The organism is Roseobacter litoralis Och 149, from assembly GCF_000154785.2.
GTDB classification, from domain to species: Bacteria; Pseudomonadota; Alphaproteobacteria; order Rhodobacterales; family Rhodobacteraceae; genus Roseobacter; species Roseobacter litoralis.
Window position 1 is genome coordinate 4,282,341 of record NC_015730.1, and the last position, 20,142, is coordinate 4,302,482.

At 58.9% G+C, this 20,142-nt stretch carries 14 protein-coding genes; 5 read left to right on the forward strand and 9 right to left on the reverse strand.

The genetic code is table 11. The features are described 5' to 3' along the window. Window positions 1-21: 21 nt before the first annotated feature. From RLO149_RS20555 to RLO149_RS20565, 3 genes are read right to left on the reverse strand one after another with little or no spacing between them, the layout of a single operon-like run. Entirely contained in the window at window positions 22-942 is a 921-nt protein-coding gene (locus RLO149_RS20555; RefSeq protein WP_044025468.1) for an esterase-like activity of phytase family protein, read from the reverse strand. Further along, a complete protein-coding gene (gene mepA / locus RLO149_RS20560; RefSeq protein WP_013964010.1) occupies window positions 915-1,844 on the reverse strand; it encodes a penicillin-insensitive murein endopeptidase in 930 nt (309 codons plus the stop codon). Before mepA ends, RLO149_RS20555 begins: the two co-directional genes overlap by 28 nt. Next, window positions 1,841-3,205, reverse strand: coding sequence for an MFS transporter (locus RLO149_RS20565; RefSeq protein ID WP_013964011.1), 1,365 nt, complete (start codon window positions 3,203-3,205; stop codon window positions 1,841-1,843). The genes mepA and RLO149_RS20565 overlap by 4 nt, the downstream gene beginning before the upstream one ends. A gap of 156 nt (window positions 3,206-3,361) precedes the next feature. On the opposite strand from RLO149_RS20565, the gene RLO149_RS20570 reads away from it, so the two are divergent. The 3 genes from RLO149_RS20570 (at window position 3,362) to yaaA (ending at window position 6,614) form a co-directional block, all read left to right on the forward strand. Beyond that, complete coding sequence (locus RLO149_RS20570) at window positions 3,362-3,649, forward strand: YggT family protein (RefSeq protein ID WP_013964012.1); 288 nt, start codon at window positions 3,362-3,364, stop codon at window positions 3,647-3,649. Window positions 3,650-3,757: 108 nt separating this feature from the next. Then, a complete protein-coding gene (gene recQ / locus RLO149_RS20575) occupies window positions 3,758-5,800 on the forward strand; it encodes a DNA helicase RecQ (protein ID WP_013964013.1) in 2,043 nt (680 codons plus the stop codon). A 34-nt stretch (window positions 5,801-5,834) separates the two neighbouring features. Continuing rightward, complete coding sequence (yaaA, locus tag RLO149_RS20580) at window positions 5,835-6,614, forward strand: peroxide stress protein YaaA (protein WP_013964014.1); 780 nt, start codon at window positions 5,835-5,837, stop codon at window positions 6,612-6,614. Here the strand turns inward: yaaA and RLO149_RS20585 are convergent. The 5 genes from RLO149_RS20585 to RLO149_RS20605 all read right to left on the reverse strand — a co-directional run bounded on the left by RLO149_RS20585 (window position 6,599) and on the right by RLO149_RS20605 (window position 15,680). Then, entirely contained in the window at window positions 6,599-8,857 is a 2,259-nt protein-coding gene (locus tag RLO149_RS20585) for a response regulator (RefSeq protein ID WP_013964015.1), read from the reverse strand. The two genes, yaaA and RLO149_RS20585, sit on opposite strands and share 16 nt — an antisense overlap. A gap of 100 nt (window positions 8,858-8,957) precedes the next feature. Further along, a complete protein-coding gene (locus RLO149_RS20590; protein ID WP_013964016.1) occupies window positions 8,958-11,000 on the reverse strand; it encodes a membrane protein in 2,043 nt (680 codons plus the stop codon). After that, window positions 10,997-13,774: a DUF4159 domain-containing protein gene (locus RLO149_RS20595; protein WP_013964017.1), complete on the reverse strand. Its 2,778-nt coding sequence runs from the start codon at window positions 13,772-13,774 to the stop codon at window positions 10,997-10,999. Before RLO149_RS20595 ends, RLO149_RS20590 begins: the two co-directional genes overlap by 4 nt. Then, on the reverse strand, window positions 13,771-14,601 hold the full coding sequence (locus RLO149_RS20600; protein WP_044025771.1) for a DUF58 domain-containing protein: 831 nt from the start codon (window positions 14,599-14,601) through the stop codon (window positions 13,771-13,773). Before RLO149_RS20600 ends, RLO149_RS20595 begins: the two co-directional genes overlap by 4 nt. Window positions 14,602-14,672: 71 nt before the next feature. Beyond that, on the reverse strand, window positions 14,673-15,680 hold the full coding sequence (locus RLO149_RS20605; protein ID WP_013964019.1) for an AAA family ATPase: 1,008 nt from the start codon (window positions 15,678-15,680) through the stop codon (window positions 14,673-14,675). 69 nt (window positions 15,681-15,749) lie between these two features. On the opposite strand from RLO149_RS20605, the gene RLO149_RS20610 reads away from it, so the two are divergent. Further along, window positions 15,750-16,325 carry a DUF1285 domain-containing protein gene (locus RLO149_RS20610; RefSeq protein ID WP_044025469.1) on the forward strand — a complete coding sequence of 192 codons (576 nt, stop codon included), beginning with the start codon at window positions 15,750-15,752 and terminating at the stop codon, window positions 16,323-16,325. Window positions 16,326-16,400: 75 nt separating this feature from the next. Beyond that, complete coding sequence (locus RLO149_RS20615) at window positions 16,401-17,153, forward strand: hydroxypyruvate isomerase family protein (RefSeq protein ID WP_013964021.1); 753 nt, start codon at window positions 16,401-16,403, stop codon at window positions 17,151-17,153. A 99-nt stretch (window positions 17,154-17,252) separates the two neighbouring features. Here RLO149_RS20615 and polA read toward each other — a convergent pair whose 3' ends face one another. Continuing rightward, on the reverse strand, window positions 17,253-20,054 hold the full coding sequence (polA, locus tag RLO149_RS20620; protein WP_013964022.1) for a DNA polymerase I: 2,802 nt from the start codon (window positions 20,052-20,054) through the stop codon (window positions 17,253-17,255). Window positions 20,055-20,142: the final 88 nt, after the last annotated feature.

A 20,142-nucleotide genomic window follows, 5' to 3' on the forward strand; every position in this document is an offset into this window, starting at 1 on the left:
GCCGACGCCGCGTCTTTAGGCCTATTGCGGCTGCGTGGCAACCCTTTGCGTCAGAGCGTATTCGACAATTTCACCGCGCATGAAGGGATAGAAATTATCGTCAGACACCATGGTCAGCCTGAGGGTTCCGGCGGCGTCGCGCCAAACGGCAATCCCTTCGAGGTTGCCATGCGCCCCCAGTTTGGTGTGCAGAATGGTTTCGATATCCGTCACGCCGTCTTCCTGCACCGTCATGGCCCGCACACGGCTGTAAAAGGCGAAGGGATACAGGCCGCGCTCAAGCACATAGAGCCGCCCATCGGGGCCAAAATCGGCACCAACCGGGGAGAATTCGTCCGTGACCGGAAGGGTAAAGGCCTGTTGCCACGTCTCCCCCGGTTTGCGGCGATAGACCAGTGCGGCCCATGCACCGGGGTGGACATGCTCTGGGATCGCGAACAGTGATCCACCGTCCTGAATGGCGAGCGCTTCGAGCCCGCCGTTTTGTTTCAATGCGCCCCATGCATGGGTGTAGGATGGCAGTTTCTCGGGCGTGTCCAGCGTCGGATAGGCGTGCACGCGGTGGGCGTGTTCAAAGGACACGAAAACCGAACCGGACGCCGCCCAGGCAACCCCCTCCGCATCCGTCTGCAGTGTTTCCCAGACACGACCGCGCGGGTCGACCAACACACGTTTCGTGTCGATCTCGATACCCGTCAGTTGCCCGCCCCTGCGCAGGAGCTGGCCGCGCGCCACATGCCCGCGGTCCGTAACAAAGACAAATTCCGCGCCATCCGGCGTCAGATCAATGCCGGACAGGCCGCCGATCCAGTCTTCGTCGCGTGGAATGTCTGTCACTGACAACAGGTGTGCGGTTTGATCCGTTGGCGCGACTGGCTTGAACCAGAACCACGGCGCGAACGCCACAATGCCAATTACTGCGACTGTAAAACGTCGGCGCATTGTGCAGGCAAATCGGCAAGGCGAATGGGGGGTTTGGGCTTTCTAGGTTTCGCATTGGGGTTCGGTGGCGGTGGATTCAGGATATTATTGACCCAAGCCTGCGCATCTGCGCATCCGTCCCCTGCGGGTGGCGGTGTTTGATCCACACAACCTGTCGATCCGCTGGGGCAGGCCAGACGCACGTGAAAATGGTAGTGATGGCCATACCACGGTCTGATTTTGCGCAACCATGACCGGTCACCTGTTGCAGTCTCACAAAGCTGAACCTTTGCGCCGGGAAAGATAAAGATACGCGCAACGCGCGGGTCCGATGCGGCGGCCTTGAGGATCTCGGCGTGTTGCGGGGTCCAGTTGTCGTTGACAAAAGCCCCGGCGTTGCGCCGCAGCGAAATGGACGAGATGTTTTCGCGTTCCGCCACGCTCAGCGACAGATTTGTGGCGGGGCGCAGCCAGATGTCCGCGTCCAGACCAATCTGGTGACTGGCATGACCCGACAGCATGGGCCCCCCGCGTGGCTGGCTCAAATCCCCTACATAGAGACCATTCCATCCCGGTTGCTGCGCTGCTTTTCGGCTGAGGTCTTCGACAAAGCTCACGGTCTCGGGGTGCGCCCAGTTTCGGTTGCGCGACAGGCGCATTGCCTGCCACGTCGGGCCGGTTTCGGCCAGTTGCGCTGCCCCTGCGACACAGCCTTTTGCGTAGCTGCCAAAGGGGGCGGCGGCGCTTTGCGAGGCTGCTGATTTCGCCCCAAACAGCTGTTTTGCAGGCTTGAGGCTGTCTTTGTGTCCGGAGGTTCCGATGGTTGCCAGCGGCGCGACCTGCGCGGGCGGCGCGCCTTGCTCGGAACAGGCCAACAGGCCAAATGCAAGCACGGATGTCAGGATGAAATGTGCAGTCTTCATGCGTAATCCCCTTTGGGTTTGACCCATATGAGCAGGATCAGACCCAGAATGAAAAGCACGACAATCGGCGTGATCCCCATGCGCTGGCTTCCGGTGAGGTCTGATACAATTGCAATGGATGCAGGTGCAAGGAACGATGTTGCCTTGCCGGAAAGCGCGTATAAGCCAAAGGCTTCGGTCATTCGTTCCGGGTTGGCCTGATGGGTCATCATGGTACGTGACGATGATTGCAGTGCGCCGCCTGCCGCCCCGATGAGTGCGCCAGCAATATAAAACGCAATGTCTGGGACGGCAGAGCCTTCAGCCAGCCCAATTCCCAGAATTGACGTGGGCGTCAGCGACAAAATCAGCCCTGATGTCAGGATCAGGGTCACACAGCAGAAAACGATCACGGGCATTGGGCCGATGCGACGATCAACCCGGCCCCCGACCCAGCAAAAAACTGCGCCACTGATGGCCGCAAGAATGCCAAAAACACCAATGTCCATGATGGTCCACCCGAGGACGCCCAACGCGTAAATGCCGCCAAATGTGTAGAGGCCATTCAGTGCGTCGCGGTAAAACATCGAAGACCCCAGATAGGCGAGCAAAGACGGCGTTTGTGGGAGCTTTGCAATGGTTTTCCACAAACCATTCAAGCCGATGCGCAGATGGTTTTTCTGTGCGCGTTTTGGCCCGGTGTCGCGGAAATGCAAAAAGAAGGGGATAATGAAAATCATAAACCACGCAGCGGTAAGGGGCCCGACGATGCGTGTATCTGCGCCTGTTTCGGGGTTCAGGCCAAACAATGGCGAAAGGCCAGCGAGCGTGCGCCCCGTCTCACCAGCCTGAAACAGCACAAGCATGATGACCAGCGCAACCACGCCGCCAAGGTAGCCAAACGCCCATCCAGAGCCTGATATGCGACCGCGTTCGTCGCTATTTGGGTGAAGCTCGGGGAGGAAGGAGTTGGTGAAAATCGTGGCAAACTCCATGCCGATCAGACCAATACCGAAAAAGAACAGGGCCCAAAGGATCGAAGAATCCGCAGGCGCTGTCCACCACAAGCCAGCGGACCCAACGACGTAAAGCGTGCTGAACAGAACGATCCACGGCATGCGCCGCCCGCTGCCATCTGCGATTGAACCCAAAAGCGGCGCGAGTATTGCGATTGAGATCCCAGCCGCCGTCAAACCATAGCCCCAATAGGCCTGCGCCTGCGCGCGTGCCGCGTCGGCCGCCATGCCGTCAGCGATCAATGTTTCGGTTGCCGTCTGCGCGAAATAGGGGCCGAAAATGAAGGTCAGCAACAGGGTGTTGTAGGGCTGGCTTGCCCAATCAAAGAAATACCAACCCCAAATGCGTTGACGCGTTGAACTCATCCAGCTGCCTGCTCTGCCTTGTTTCCTTAAGGTAGAACAGGCCCTTTGTGAGCAGGCAAGTAAAGGTTTTTTAAATCGCACCCTCTACGACAAGCGCAGCCTTGCCCTTTGTGCGCCGCTTGCTTAACTGGACAAGGCCCAACGAAAGGTATTCTGATGCAATCGATCTTTGAAATTCTGATGCTTCTGTTGAATGTTGTGTGGTTCTTTATCATCGCGCATGTGATCATGAGCTGGCTGATCAATTTTCAGGTGCTCAACACGCAGCAACCTCTCGTTGCGCAAATCTGGTACGGGCTGAACCGCTTGCTGGAACCGATCTACGGCCCTGTGCGTCGGATTTTACCGCAAATGGGTGGGATTGATCTGGCACCTCTGGCCGTGCTTTTGATCGTTGCCATCCTGCGCATTGTACTGGTCAACAACTACGCGCTCTTCATCTAGTCGTGGGCTGACGCCGGCATTTTTCACAAATGCGCAGGATAGCCCTTGTCCGCGATTCGTGACTGTGGGAGTCTGCCCCGCAAAGCAGAAATAAAGAACAGGATCGACATGACCGGCGCACCCCAGATGCTTCGCGATGTCTTTGGGTTTGATGCATTTCGACCCGGGCAGGAAGAAATTGTCGATGCGGTGGTTGCTGGCGAAAACGTGCTGGCGATTATGCCAACGGGCGGTGGAAAATCGCTGTGTTTTCAATTGCCTGCACTGCTGCGCGATGGTGTCACCGTTGTGATTTCACCTCTCATCGCGCTGATGCGCGATCAGGTGCGGGCCCTGCAAGAAGCAGGCGTGGCCGCAGGGGCGCTGACGTCCGGCAATACGCCCGAGGAAACCGACGCGGTATTCGATGCGTTGGATCAAGGGAAACTCAAGCTTTTGTACATGGCGCCCGAGCGTCTGGCGGCAGGGTCGGCGCTGGGCCTGCTACGGCGCATCGGTGTATCGCTCATTGCCGTAGACGAAGCGCATTGCGTGAGCCAATGGGGGCATGACTTCCGGCCCGACTATTTGCGCATTGGTGAACTGCGGCGCGCGTTGGCTGTGCCCTTGGCCGCCTTCACGGCGACAGCAGATGCGGAAACCCGCGCCGAAATTGTTCAGAAACTGTTTGATGACGGAAATCCGCAGATTTTCCTTGGCGGGTTTGATCGCCCGAATATTCATTTGTCTTTCGCGGCCAAGGATGGCCCTCGACGCCAGATTTTGGATTTTGCGGCAGCACGCCCCGGGCAGTCAGGCATTGTCTACTGTGGCACACGCGCAAAAACCGAAAGCCTGTCTGCGGCCCTGCGCGATGCGGGTCGCACTTCGTTGCACTATCATGGTGGTATGGAGGCGGAGGATCGCCGGATCGCGGAGCGCCGCTTTCAGCAAGAGGACGGGCTGATCGTCGTGGCGACGGTCGCTTTTGGTATGGGCATTGATAAACCGGATATCCGCTGGGTGGCGCATGCGGATCTGCCAAAGTCGATCGAGGCCTATTATCAGGAAATTGGCCGGGCCGGGCGCGATGGCGCACCGGCTGAAACGCTGACCCTCTTTGGACCGGATGATATCCGTCTAAGGCGCAACCAGATCGACGAAGGGCTGGCGCCCCCCGAACGCCGTACTGCGGATCATGCGCGGCTCAATGCGTTGCTGGGATTGGCCGAAGCGATGAAATGCCGTCGCGCGACGCTCTTGGGCTACTTTGGAGAGACCGAAATCACCTGCGGCAAATGCGATCTCTGCGATGCGCCGCCCGAAACATTTGATGGCACCGTTGCAGTGCGCAAGGCCCTGTCGGCCATCCTGCGCACAGAGGAATGGTTCGGGGCGGGGCATCTGATTGATATCTTGCTGGGCGTTTCAACCGACAAAGTCATGCAGCGCGGCCATAATTCTCTGCCTACTTTCGGCGTTGGTAAGGAATACGACAAGCGCCAGTGGCAAGCCGTCTTCCGGCAAATGATGGGGCATGATCTGGTGCGTCCGGACCCCGCGCGCCATGGTGCATTGAAGATGACGGATGCAGCGCTGCCGATCCTGCGCGATCAGGCGACGATTGAATTGCGGCGCGACAGTATTCGCAACGCAAGCACGCGGCGTCCGGCAGTGAAGTCCATGGTTGCCGAAGAAGACGCACCGCTGCTTTCCGCGCTCAAGGCCAAGCGTCGCGCGTTCGCTGAGAATGCCAAGGTCCCGGCATATATTATCTTTACCGACCGGACCCTGATTGAAATGGCTGAAAACCGACCCCGGACCCTCGATGATCTGGCAGGTATTGGCGGTGTGGGGGCCAAGAAGCTCGAACGCTACGGCGCGGCCTTTCTCGAGGTGATCAATGGCGAAGCGGAGCATATGCACCCGAACCGGCGCAAGCTGGCAGGTAAAACCGCAGGCACAGTCTACGACCGCCTTCTCGAAGTGCAGGCCGGGTTGACGCGGGGCGAGGCGGGTCAGGACAAGCCGCTGAGTTGTTCCTCGTCGCAGCTGGCCAAACTCGCGCAGATGCACAACGCCGACGAAAAAGCGGTCGAGAGTTTACTGGGCGATCGCCGTGCAGAACGTTTTGGGTCGGCCTTTCTGGACGTCCTGCGAGAGGCGGGCTAGATACAACAGCAGAGAGATTTCCGGGGGATGATGTATGTTGGTGGTGATTTCACCTGCTAAGCGGTTGGATTGGGCGGAACGGGACGTTTTGGTCACGCAACCTGACTTTCAGGACGATGCGGTGCGCCTTTCAAAAACAGCCCGCAACCTCACCCTTGCAAACTTGAAATCATTGATGGGATTAAGCGATGATCTGGCGCGTCTTAACCGCGACCGGTTCAATGCGTTTTCGGAAGAGCCCGCTCCAGAGGCCACGCGACCCGCCGCTTTGGCGTTTGCGGGAGATACGTATCAGGGGTTGGAAGCGACAAGCCTAAATGAAGATGAACGCGCATGGGCGCAGGATCATCTGCGGATTTTGTCGGGTCTTTACGGGGTTTTGCGCCCTCTGGACGCCATTCAACCGTATCGGTTGGAAATGGGAAGCCGCCTGAAAACGCGACGCGGGTCGAACCTATATGAGTACTGGCGCGATGACCTGTCCAAAGCACTGAATGCGCAGGCACAAAGCGTCGGGACGGATGTGCTTATCAACTGTGCAAGTCAGGAGTATTTCGGTGCGGTTGCGCCCAAAGCCCTGCAGTTGCGGGCTATTACCCCGGCGTTCATGGAAGACAAAAATGACGGTAAAGGCCCGAAGATCGTCAGCTTTTTCGCCAAAAAGGCGCGTGGTGCCATGGCCCGCTTCGTGATCCAAAACCGCCTGTCTGACCCGGAGGCACTGACCAGTTTCGACACGGGCGGATACGTGTATCAGCCGGAGCAATCGACGCCGGACAAGCCTGTTTTCGTACGGCCCTATCCCGCTGCCTGATCCAATTCGTCAGGGCAGGGATGATCGGCGTCGGCTGGACGGAAGTCCACGATCTTTCCAATGATTTCGTTCTTGCGCAGTGGCTTTGTCATATAGTGGTCAAGTCCCGCCTCTAGGATTTCCTTGTCATCGCCGCTCATCGCGTGGGCGGTCAATGCAATAATTGGCACATGGACATCCGTCCCTTTTTCCATGTCGCGGATCGCGCGGGTTGCCTCTTTGCCATCCAGACGTGGCATTGAGATATCCATGAAAATCAGATCGGGTTTGAACACCGGATAAGCATCGACAGCCTCTTGCCCGTCATTTGCAAATTGTAGCTCGATATCAAGGGCTTTGATCATTTTGCCAAAGACCAGCCTGTTGGTTTTATTATCCTCGGCTGCAAGGATACGCATTTTGCGTGGTGCTGTTGGTTCAACGGGTTGCGGTTCAGGCGGTGAGGCCGCCTTGCGATGTGAAAATACCGGTGGTGTCTTGGTTTCATCGGCGGTTTCAGGAATTTCCTCATGGTCCGCCACAGGTTTTACCGCTTCAAGCCAGCCAAACAAGTCACTGCGCAGATAGGGTCGCTGGGCAATAACGTCGACTTTGTCGCTCAGCGGGTCCTTGCTGGCATGCCCGTGGTTGCTGCTGAGCAAAACGATTTGCTGGGTATGACCGGCCAGCCTCGCTGTTTCAGCAAATTGTAACCCATTCATATCTGCCATGATGTGGTCAACGATTACGAGGTCGACCGAACTGTCGAGCATGGCAAGAGCGCTGGCTGCATCCTGACAGGCCGTGACCTTAAGGCCCAATTCCTCAAGGTGCCGCTGCAATATGTCTAGGTTCAGCGGGAAATCGTCGACCACCATGACATGTCGCAATGCGGGGTCCAAAACCGGATGCGTTAGCGTGACCGGGCCCGGCGGCTCGAGTGCGATTTCAAACCCAAAGCAGGAGCCAACGCCCTCTTCCGAGGTGAGCCAGATCTGCCCATCCATCATTTTTATCAGCTGTTTGGTGATCGCCAGACCCAGACCCGTACCATCAAATTGACGGTTGCGTTCACTTTCAACCTGATTGAACTCGCCAAAGACGTGGTCGATCATGTCCTCCGGAATGCCAATGCCGGTATCTTCCACCCTGACCTGCACAATCACCTTTCCAGTGGCCTCGTCAGGTTTACCCGACACGCGCACAGTAACGGACCCCTCGGTCGTAAATTTGACCGCATTGCCGAGCAGATTTGTGAGAATCTGGCGCAGGCGGCCAGGATCGCCGATGAAGTCAGATGTAAGGAGCAAGGAATAATCGACACAGAGCAAGATTCCCTTGTCGCGCGCGATGGACTGCAGCAGCCTCAGCACCTCATGGATGGATTTTTCGAGGTTAAACGGCTCTGGGTGCAGTTGAAGTTTTTCTGCCTCAATCTTTGAGTAATCCAGCACGTCGTTGATGATAACAAGCAGCGCCTCACCAGAGTTCTTGATGGTGTCTACATATAGCCTTTGTTCTTCGCTCAGCGGGGTTTCGGTCAAAACATCCGCCATGCCCACGACCCCGTTCATCGGCGTTCTGATTTCATGGCTCATATTGGCGAGGAAGGCCGATTTCGCGCGGCTTGCCGCCTCTGCGCTGGCGCGGGCTGCTTTTAGTTGTTCTTCGTATTGCACAGCGGCGGTGATGTTGATGCCGAGTGAGATGATGTCACCGTCAGGTCCCCGACGATCAATCATTCTGATATACTCGTTATTCCACAGCTTGATAATGACGGCTTCGGGCTCGGCGGATTGAACGCGTTCAATCATTTTCTGCCGCCACTCTGCCGGTTGCATATCGCCAATATTGACGATGCCCTCTTCCGTCAAAAACTGCAGCACTGTGACATAGCTCACACCGGGTTGCATGTCTTCGAGCCCGTCAAAGACAGCAAGATATGAGTTATTTGCCATGATGAGTTCTAAGTCAGGTGAGTAGAACGCGAATCCGTCATTTATCGTTTCAATGGACTGCCACAGCCTGCGTTCAACGCGCTCGATCTGTTTGTGCGCCGCAGAAAGGTCCGATTTGACCCGTTTGTTTTCATCCCGCACATTGGCGACTTCGGCGCGTGTTTCGACGATTTCATTCGACAGCTGGCGCGCATGAAGCCCCAGTTTCCGGTTCGCAGCGAAAAGCTCGGCCTGCTTGAGTTCAAGCAGCCGCTCCGCAGCAAGTCTGCTACGCCTTTCCTGGGCCAGTTTATTGGCAATGCTCATTCAGATATTCGCATGGATTAACAACACCGATCTGTGCTGCAAACTGCCGCTTTTGGGTGAATATCTGTTTAACCGGACGCGATAACCGTCAATTCACGCCTTAACGACGCCCTTCGCGCAGCCAAGCGGCGGTTATCAGACCGGCAGAAAGCAATAGAACCAGCCACCCCGGCAGGATGGCGGTCTGGCGCACATCGCGGGTTTCATATGCGTTGCGCGGGGTCAGACCGATCCAGCCGCGCCCGGCAGCTGGTCGCCCTTCGCGCACATCACGCAGTCGGGGCAGCCCGTCTTCCAGCATCACCGTGCCACCGCGCAGCCCCGCGAGAACCGGCGCCAGAATATCCGGCGTCGCTATGGTTTGTTCAAATTCGCGCGGTGCAGCGGGGCCAAGGCCGATGACGGCCATCTGATCGCCATTCTCTAGTCGGTAAAGGCCGATTTCCGGGCCGTCGAAAACGGTCTCAAAAACGCCGGGGCTGGATTGTAGCAGGGGCAATTCGGTGACGTTCCCCAAGGGATCAGTGATCACGACAGGCGGCACGGATTCTTGCAAGGTACGGCGCAAAATGCGCATGGTTTGGCCCGTGGCTTCAGCGGTGAGCGCTTCTTCTTCGAGTTCGGGTTCACGCATCATCCAATGCGCGAGCCTGCGCAAAAGCTCCAATTGTGGCCCGCCGCCTTCATACCCGCGGTTCCACAGCCAAGCGTGGTCGGAGGCCAGCAAAGCAACGCGCCCCTCACCAACGCGATCAAGCACGAGCAAAGGTCTGTCCCCAGCGCCGGTCATGACGACATTGCCTTTTGGGTCGGTGATGTCGATATGGCGCAACCATCGGCCCCAATCGCCGCCACCGGGCAGGTCGGTCGACACGGGGTGGCGGTTGCCGATTTCCGTCACGGTGGGTCGAAACGGCTGATCAAGGACGCGGGCGGTCGGGGACGCGGGCAGTACTGGTCCCAAAGGTGAGCGATAGATGCTATCCGCGCCCGCAAAATCAGGGCCCGCCGCAACCAGAACGGCACCACCCTGCCGGATGTAATTGGCGACATTGTCGAGATAAAGCGCGGGTAAAATGCCCCGGCGTTTGTAGCGGTCAAAGATGATCAGATCAAAATCGTCGATCTTTTCCAAAAACAATTCGCGTGTGGGGAAAGCGATCAGGGACAATTCGCTGACCGGCACGCCGTCCTGCTTTTCCGGAGGACGCAGGATCGTGAAATGCACCAGATCCACGGAACTGTCGGATTTCAACAGGTTGCGCCATGTGCGCCCGCCGGGGTGTGGTTCACCCGAGACGAGCAGAACGCGCAACCGGTCGCGCACGCCATTCATCTGGATCAGGGCTTTGTTGTTACGATCTGTCAATTCGCCGTCAGCCTCTGGCACGGTGAATTCGATCACATTGCGCCCGCCGTGGGGCAAGGTCACGGGCAGGTCGATGTCCTGACCCAAAGGCACCTGAAATTCCTGCGGTTCCGCCCCATCGACCGAGATTAGCAAGGGCGCTGTGGAGGCTTCAGCCGGGCCATTCCCCATGTCCTCGATACGCAGGGTCAGGGTGACAGGTTCACCGATGATCGCAAAGGCGGGTGCGTTTTTGATGCTGAGCCGACGGTCCCAGTCGGTGCTCTTACCCGTCATCAGCAGATGCATCGGCGCGGGCAGGTTTACCGGCAAGTCCGCGTCATGCACACGACCATCCGATACGGCGATGATGCCTGCCACACGGCTGCGCGGTTCTTCGGCGAGGGCCTTGGACAGCGCCGTTATAAGCTGTGTGCCCGCATCCCCATCGCCATCTGCGACGGTTATCCGCCGCACTTCGGTATTGCTGCGTGCCGCTATGCTGTCCGCCAGTTCATCGGCAGCGCTTTGTGTTTGCGCGGCGCGGTCCGACAGGTTCTGACTGGCGCTTTCATCTTCGAGCAGCAGCACGATGTCGCTGAGTTCTGCGCGGTCCTCTTGCTGGTAACTCGGGCCTGTCAGCGCCGCGATGACGACGAGAGCCGCAAGACCGCGCAGGGCCCAACCGCTCAGCCCGCGCAGGGCGGCAAAAACCATACCCGCCATTGCAAGGACCGCAATCGTCACCAAAAGCGTCCATGGGATCAGCGGGTCAAATATCATCTGTCCGGTCATTGGCCCAACCTGTCTAGCAGCGCGGGTACATGCACCTGATCTGATTTATAATTGCCGGTCAGCACATGCATCACGAGGTTCACGCCAAAGCGGTAGGCCAGTTCCCGTTGCCGTTCGCCAGTAAACCCGCGCCCAATTGGCACCAGCGGCGCGCCGTTCTCCGCCATCGCCCAGGCTGCAGCCCAGTCGTTGCCACCGATCACAACCGGCGTCACGCCGTCATTGAGGTTGCGAAACGGCATGCCTTCGATCTGTTCGGCATCCGGGGGGGCCGCTTCGACCCAGACATCGCGGCTGGTGTGGCGTCCCGGATAGTCCTGCAACAAGTAGAACGTGCGGGTCAGAACGTGATCCGCAGGCAGAGGTTCCAAGGGCGGTATATCGAGCGGGGCGGCCAGATCGCGCAGTTTGCGACCGTTCGGGCTGGCCGCACCGAACCGTGCGATATCTGCGTCTTTGGTATCAAACAGGATCAACCCACCCGAGCGCAGATAGGCGTTCAGCTTGGCGTAGGCCTCTGACGAGGGGCGGGGCTGATCCACCGTGATCGGCCAATAGAGTATCGGGAAAAACGCCAGCTCATCGCGCTCAAGGTCAACACCGACAGGGCTTGCAGGTTCGACCGAGGTGCGGAACGTCAATGTTTGCGACAACCCGAACAGCCCGGCGCGCGACAAATCATCTACGCGCGCATCGCTGGTGATCACATAGGCGAGCACCATCTCTTCGGTCGATTGCAGGGCAAATTCGTCAAGCTCAGTACTTTGTGCGGCGCTTTGCGAGGGCATGGCGAGTGGTACGCCCAAGGCGATGACGATGGCCGCCGTGCGACTGGCCGCGCCTGTCAGACGTCCCGTCAGGGCGAGCGACGCAATCACATCGGCAATGAGGGTCAGCAGCGCAAGGCTTAGCAGCAAACCCGCGATGGGTTGTTCGGGTGGCACGGAAAACCCGCGCACGGGAATGCGCGCAGGCCAGACGGCGGGTTCCAGCAGGGTTTCATCCGTCACAACGTTGCGCGCGAGGCGACGATCACCGGAGGCATAGATGCCCGGCTGCATCTCGGGGCTGGGCGGGGCCGTGACAAGGTCAGGGCCGGGCACACCGGGCAGATTACCCGCGTCTGAGAGTGTTCCAAATCCATCCATAACCTGTTCTGGCGTCCATGTTGTGCCGTCCAATTGGGTCGCATCAGGGCGCGTGCCCGAGGATGCAACGGCCAGACGTTCCAGCATCTGCACAAACAGACCCGAAAGCGGCAACGTAGACCAATCCGCCGTGGCCGTCACGTGAAAGAGCACAATTTGCCCTTGCTCGCGGGTTTTGCGCGTTACCAGTGGCGTGCCGTCGGTGAGTTCCGCAATCACGCGTTCGGCCAGTGTCGGATCAGGTTGCGCCATGATCTGACTGGTGATTTGCACATCATCGGGGATCGGCAGGCCGAAAAACGGTGAGTTTTCGCGGAACGGGGCGAGGGTCTTGGGCTCGCCCCAACTCATGGCACCGCCGACGGTTCGCCCACCGGTGCGCAGCCGCACGGGCATCAGCGGGTCTTCGTCCACGCGGCTGACATCGCTTGCGGCGACGCGCGGGCCGGCAAAGCGCACCAGCATACCGCCCTGATCCAGCCATTCGCCCAAGTCCTCCGCCTCGCCGCCAGACAAGGTGGCGATGTCGGCAAGAATGATCACATCCGGGTTGGCGGGCAGGATATCGGACAGGCTGCCCTTGATCAGATCAGCGCTGGGGGCGAGCGCCTGTTCAAGATAATGCAGCGGGGATAAAAGCTCCAACCCCTCGCGGTCTTCGCGCCCGGCGATCAGGGCAATCTCACGGCGGCGCAGCGCATCATCCGCCAGTGTCGTTGCCCCGGCAGAACGCTGGCCCTGAATATCAAACCGCGTGATCCGCGCGCGCAGCTCAGCGGGCAGCGTCAATGCGGTGTCCGCGGTTGTTTCCCCGGCCTGAAAGGTGGCCGTTGCCGTGGCGAGTAATGTCGCATTGCCCACCGGATCACGGCCCTGCACCTGCAATGCGACTTCACGTTCTGGCCCGGGCGCGGCGCGCAATGCTGTCAATAGAATAGCGCCGTCTTCAAAGTCCGCAGGCGCAAGGGCGACGACATTGGCGGCGGTCTGATATACATCGACCGCGCCTTTCGCCTCAAACGCGGCGAGTGCCTCATCGCGACCCGGATAGTCGAGCCCGTCACTGAACCACAGCGTGTCGAATGCACCGGTTTCGTTCAAAAATGAGGTCGCCTCTGCGATGCGGGCTGCATCAGGTTGCCATCCGGAGGGCGTAAATCCCGGTAAACGGCTGCGCCATGTATCGGCGGCCTGAAAAACGGGGGCTTCGGGTCTGGCCAGATCAAGGAATGCAACCGGGCGTGACGCACGGCTGGCGCGGCTCAACTGCGCATCAATAGCCTCTATCTGCTCGTCCCAGCGGGTCGCACCGGCCCAGCTGCTATCCAGTACAATCATCAGCGGGCCACTGCCATCGGCCTGATCCTCATTCGGGTTCAGGATGGGTCCTGCAAGGCCCAGTATGATTGCCGCGACCGCCAGTATCCGCAGCAATAGCAGCCACCACGGCGTGCGGTCAGACACGCTTTCATCGTCCTGCAAACCCAAGAGCAGCGCCACGCCGGGAAACATGCGTTTGATCGGTGCTGGCGGGATCGCGCGCAGGATGAGCCAGAGTATCGGCAAGGCCAGAAGCGCCAGCAAAAGCCATGGTGCGGTAAATCCGATGCCACCCAGAACAGTCATCGAAAGCCACCTGTATCCAGCGCAGAATAAAGCCACAGCAATGCAGATTGCGCAGACATATTCGTGTGATGCTGCCCGTATTGCCAGCCGGTCACCGCACAGAGGTGCTGCAATTCGGTCTTGCGGGCGGCCAGTCGGTCCAGATAGCGCGTGCGCAAGTCGTTGGCTTTGAGCGTTTCATGGCTAATTGTGCCGCCGACACTTTCGAAAATGGTGCGACCCGAGAAGGGGAATTCCTCTTCGGAGGGATCAAGCACATGCAACAGCACCCCGCGCACTCCACGGTCGGCGGCTTTGGTCAGCGCCAGTTTCACCTCTGAAACGTCGCCCATGAAATCGGAAATAAACACGGCACGCGCTGACGGGATCATCGCGCGGTGTTCGGGCGGCGCATAATCGTCCTCTGCATCCTTGGTGAACATATCTGCGAGCCGCAGTATCTGGGCATTTCCGCGCCGTGGTGGCAACGTCGTGCCAGTCAGGCCGACCCGTTCACCCCCGCGCACCAGCAGGATCGCGATGGCCAGTGCCAAGACCCGCGCGCGGTCCGCTTTTTGCGGCACGTCGCTGGTGCTGGAAAACCGCATGGATGCGCCCTGATCCACCCAAAGCATGACCGATTGTGCAATTTGCCATTCGCGTTCTCGGACGAACTGCGTGTCGCCCATCGCGGATCGACGGTGATCAATCAGGCGGCGGCTGTCTCCGGGTTGCGCGGGGCGGTATTGCCAAAAGTCGTCTCCCATGCCTGCGCGACGCCGACCATGATCGCCCAGCAGAACGGCGCCCGCCAGATGCTCAGCCCGCGCGAGCAAGGCAGGCAGCATCGCGGCCTGCGTTTCGGCAGTCGCGCGCAGCGCGGTTGGTCGCGCGTCCTGCGGCAGGGAAGACAAGGGACTCACGCGGCGGCCTTTGTCCCGGAAAGTGTCACCGCAGTGCTTTCAATCAGATCCGTCAGGCTGTCCCCGCGCGCCCGTGCGGCGAAATTCAGCGCCATGCGGTGGCTGAGAACGGGCCGGGCCATATCAATGACGTCTTCGGCGGAGGGTGCGAGCCGCCCTTCCAGCAGGGCCTTGGCGCGTACCGTCAGCATCAGCGCCTGTGCCGCGCGCGGGCCGGGGCCCCATGCCACGGTCTCACGCACCTGCTGGCTCGCGGTTTCTTCTTCGGGGCGGAAGGCCCGCACCAGATCAAGGATCATCTCAACCACGCTTTCGCCCACCGGCATGCGGCGCAGCAGCCGTTGCGCAGCCAGCAACGCGTCTGCGGAAAAGACTTCGGTTGAGGCTTCTTCGACCTCCCCGGTGGTTGCCAGCAGAATGTCACGTTCCGTGTTGCGGTCCGGATAGGCCACGTCGATCTGCACAAGGAAACGGTCAAGCTGCGCTTCGGGCAGCGGATAGGTGCCTTCCTGCTCAATCGGGTTCTGCGTGGCCAACACGTGGAACGGCACGCCAAGGCTGCGGTTTTCGCCGGCAACGGTAACTGTTTTTTCCTGCATCGCCTGCAACAGGGCGGATTGCGTCCGCGGCGAGGCGCGGTTGATTTCATCCGCCATCAGCAGCTGGCAAAAGATCGGCCCTTCGATGAAGCGGAACGCGCGGCTGCCGTCGGAGGCTGTATCCAGCACCTCGGAGCCGAGGATATCCGCAGGCATCAGGTCGGGCGTGAACTGTACGCGGTTGCCATGCAGCCCCATCACGGTCGACAACGTCTCAACCAGACGTGTCTTGCCCAGCCCCGGCAAACCGATCAACAGGCCATGCCCACCACAAAGCAGCGCGGTCAGCGTCAGCTCAACCACACGTTCCTGACCGATAAAGCGTTTGGTGATCGATGACTTGGCCTCAGCCAGTTTCTCGCCCAGTGCTTCGATCTCGGCGACCAAATCCTCTGCTTCACTCATGACAATCCGCTCCGTTGGGTTATATGCTTCACTGTAAATCTATGGCGCTCTAATGAAATGGCAAAAGCAATGAGTGGACAAAAAACCGTTACCCCATCGGCAGAGGGCCTTGCAGCGTCAATAAATGCAGCAAAAACACGCGGCTTACCGCCCGTTCATTTGTGGAATCCGCCGTTTTGTGGCGATCTGGACATGCGAATTGCCCGCGATGGCACGTGGTTTTACGAGGGAACGCCGATTGGCAGGCCCGGTTTGGTCAAATTATTTTCATCGATTCTCAAAAAAGAAGGTGAAGATTACTTTCTCGTCACCCCGGTGGAAAAGGTCGGGATCACGGTGGACGATGCGCCCTTTGTCGCCGTCGATTTCGAAGCGCGCGGCACCGGCAAAGATCAGGTGTTGAAATTCTTCACCCATGTGGATGACAGCGCCGTGGCCAGCGCTGAGCTGCCCATCCGCGTTGAACGCGATCCCGAAACCGGCGAACCGTCGCCCTATATCAGGGTGCGCAGCAATCTGGATGCGTTGATTGACCGCAAGAGCTTTTACCGGCTCGTTGATCTTGGCGCGCATCATGACGGCTGGTTTGGTCTGTGGTCGTCTGGAGCTTTCTTTCCGGTGATCCCCAGCGCGGATTTGCCGTGACGTTGGCATTTTAAGGGCTTTCCGCTTGGGTCTTGAGGTCGCGATTGATAGCGTGATCCGAAGGGGAGAACGATCATGCCGAAACTTGCCGCCAACCTAAGCACCCTTTGGGCTGAGTTGCCCTATCTTGACCGATTTGAAGCGGCGCAGGCGGCAGGGTTTGAGGGCGTCGCGGTGCCGCTGCCCTACGAAATGCCTGCCAAAGAGACGCAACGCGCCGCCCTGCGATCAGGCCTGCCAGTGGTGCATATCTGCGCACCGCCCCCCAACTACACGGGTGGAGATCGTGGATTCGCCGCAGTGCCGGGGCTGGAAAAGCGGTTTGAATATGATCTGCGCCGCGCGTTGCGCTATTGTGAGGCGCTGCGGGTGCCAGTGCTGCACATCATGGCGGGTGTCGCCTCCGGCGCGGCAGCGCGCCAAACGCTTGTGGCAAACCTGCGCCATGCCTGTGACGCAGCACCCGACGGGATCACGCTGACGCTGGAACCCAAGGCACAAGCCGATGCGTTTCTATCCGATTTTGAGGTCACGGCGGGGGTGATCCATGATGTTGGTGCGCCCAACCTTGGTTTGCAGTTTCACAGCCAACACGCCGCAGCCCTAGGCGGTGATGCCGTGTCGGTGTTCGAGACCTATGCCGACCTCGTACGGCATATCCAACTGGCGGATACTGAAGGCGCCGCGCCCGGCACCGGTGCGATGGATTTTGGAGCTTTCGCGGAGGCGATCAACCGGGCGCAATATGCCGGGTGGCTGGTTGCCGATTACACCGTTGATGGGCGCACCGAAGAACATCTGGACTGGATGGCCCTGTTTCAGACCTAGAGCGTCTGACGAAATGCCTGAGACATCAAGTATCACGTAACGCTTTGAAATAATTGATTTCAGGCAGCGTTACGTGATTCAGGTTTTTCGCATGACGCTTTAATGCGCCACGGCCCAGTTCGGCCCCTCGCCCGCATCCACGGTCAGTTTCACATCAAGGTGTACCACCGGGTCGGCGGCGCTTTCCATGACGCTGCGTGCGGCGTCGATCAAGGCGCCCTGCGATCCCTGATCGACCTCGAACAACAGCTCATCATGTACCTGCAGCAGCATCTTTGCGGGCAGATCCACGATGGCGGCGGGCATGCGGATCATCGCCCGGCGGATCACATCGGCGGCGGTGCCCTGTATCGGCGCATTGATCGCTGCGCGCGCGGCAAACCCTGCCTGAGGCCCCTTTGCCCCGATGTTTGGTGTGTGAATCCGACGGCCAAACAGCGTCTCGACATAGCCGTGTTCTTTGGCGAATGCCTTGGTGTCGTCCATATAGGTGCGGATGCCGGGGAATCGTTCGAAATACCGGTCGATAAAGCCCTGCGCCTCGCTGCGCGGGATACGCAGGTTGCGCGCCAGACCAAAGCCCGAGATGCCGTAGATGACGCCAAAATTGATCGCCTTGGCCTGTCTGCGAATCTCCGGTGTCATTTCATCGAGGGGAACATCGAACATCTCTGACGCGGTCATGGCGTGGATGTCCTGCCCGTCGTCAAAGGCGGCTTTCAGGGCCGGGATGTCGGCGATATGCGCAAGAATGCGCAACTCAATCTGGCTGTAGTCGAGTGCTACCAGCGTTTTGCCCTCTTCGGCGACAAAGGCTTCGCGGATGCGACGGCCTTCCTCAGAGCGAATTGGGATATTCTGCAGGTTTGGGTCGGTTGAGGCCAGCCGCCCGGTCGAGGCCCCGGCAATCGAATAGGATGTATGCACACGGCCCGTGTCCGGGTTGATGTGGTCCTGCAACGCGTCCGTATAGGTCGATTTCAGCTTGGACAGTTGCCGCCAGTCAAGGATGCGGCGCGGCAGTTCATGCTCGGTCGCCAGATCCTCAAGCACATCGGCACCGGTTGCATAGGCCCCGGTTTTGCCCTTCTTGCCACCCTGCAAGCCCATTTCATCAAACAGGATTTCACCCAGTTGTTTTGGGCTGCCCACATTGAATTTACGCCCGACCAGCGTGTAAATCTCATCTTCCAGCGCGGCCATTTTCTGGCTGAAGGCATTGGACATCCGGCTGAGGGTATCACGGTCCACCTTAATCCCTGCACGCTCCATATCCGCAAGCACGGCCACCATCGGACGTTCAAGCGTTTCATAGACCCGTGTGACCTGTGCGCGGTGAAGGGCCGGTTTGAACTGCTGCCACAAGCGCAGGGTGACATCCGCATCCTCAGCAGCATAGGGCACCGCATCGTTGAGCGGCACCTTGTCAAAGGTAATCGCAGACTTACCAGAGCCTAACAGCGGCTTTATGGGCAGGGGCGTGTGGCCCAGATACCGTTCCGACAAGGCGTCCATGCCGTGCCCGTGCAGACCGCCGTGCATGGCGTAAGACATCAGCATTGTGTCATCGATGGGCGCGACGGTGATCCCCACCTGCGCGAATATCTTGGCATCATATTTCATGTTCTGCCCGATCTTGAGGATGCTCTCATCCTCCAGAACGGGTTTGAGCATTTCCAGCGCCGTCTCCAGCGGCATTTGCCCTTCCGCCAGATCGTCAGAGCCAAAAAGGTCATCGCTGCTGGCCGCTTTGTGAATTAGCGGGATATAGCAGGCCTTGCCCGGCTCAACGCAGAGCGAAACCCCGACCAGATCCGCGGTCATGTCATTCAGTCCGGTTGTTTCGGTATCCACGGCGACATAGCCACGCTCGTAGATTTGATCGATCCACTCTTGCAGGGCTTTCGCACTGTCGACCTGAGAGTATCCGGCCTTGTCAAAAGGCACATCGGCGATTTCAAGCGCCGCCGGCGCATTGGCGGGCGTGTCGTTGATTTCTGGCATCTCGACCTTAAGCTGGTCGGCAATGCGTTTGGTCAGCGTTCGGAATTCCATTTCGGCCAGAAACGGCATCAATTGGTCTGGATTGGGGTCGCGCACCTCAAGGTCTTCGAGGGTGAAGTCCAACGGCGTGGCCTCATCCAGCAAAACCAGCCTGCGCGACAGGCGGATCTGGTCTGCGTGATCTATCAGTGTCTGTTTGCGTTTGGGCTGTTTGATTTCGCCTGCGCGTTCCAGCAGGCTGTCCAGATCGCCGTATTCATTGATCAGCAGGGCGGCGGTCTTGATGCCGATCCCGGGCGCACCGGGTACGTTATCGACAGAATCGCCCGCCAGCGCCTGAACGTCGACCACCCGTTCCGGATAGACGCCAAATTTCTCAAAGACCCCGTCGCGGTCAATCCGCTTGTTTTTCATCGCGTCCAGCATCTCGACGCCGTCGCCCACAAGCTGCATCAGATCCTTGTCAGAACTGATGATGGTGCAGGTGCCACCGGCCTTGCGGGCCTGAACGGCCAATGTCGCGATAATGTCATCCGCCTCATAGCCTTCTTTTTCCTTGCAGGCGATGTTGAAGGCTTCCGTCGCGCGCCGGGTCAGCGGGATCTGCGGGCGCAAGTCTTCGGGCATGGCCTCCCGGTTGGCTTTGTACAGATCATACATGTCATTGCGGAACGTATGGCTGCCTTTGTCGAAAATAACGGCGACATGGGTTGGCGCATCAGGGCCGGTGTTTCCCTCAACATAGCGGTGCAGCATGTTGCAAAAGCCCGAAACGGCTCCAATCGGCAGCCCGTCGGATTTGCGCGTCAGAGGGGGCAGCGCATGATAGGCCCGAAAGATAAACGCCGACCCGTCGATGAGGTGAAGGTGATGCCCTTTGCCAAAAGTGTTTGTCATCGAACCGCTCCCTCAAGATGTCTCAAGACATGACAAATGCGTCACCTGTCTTTGGCTTACACATAACCCCAAGGCAGGTGCAATGCGT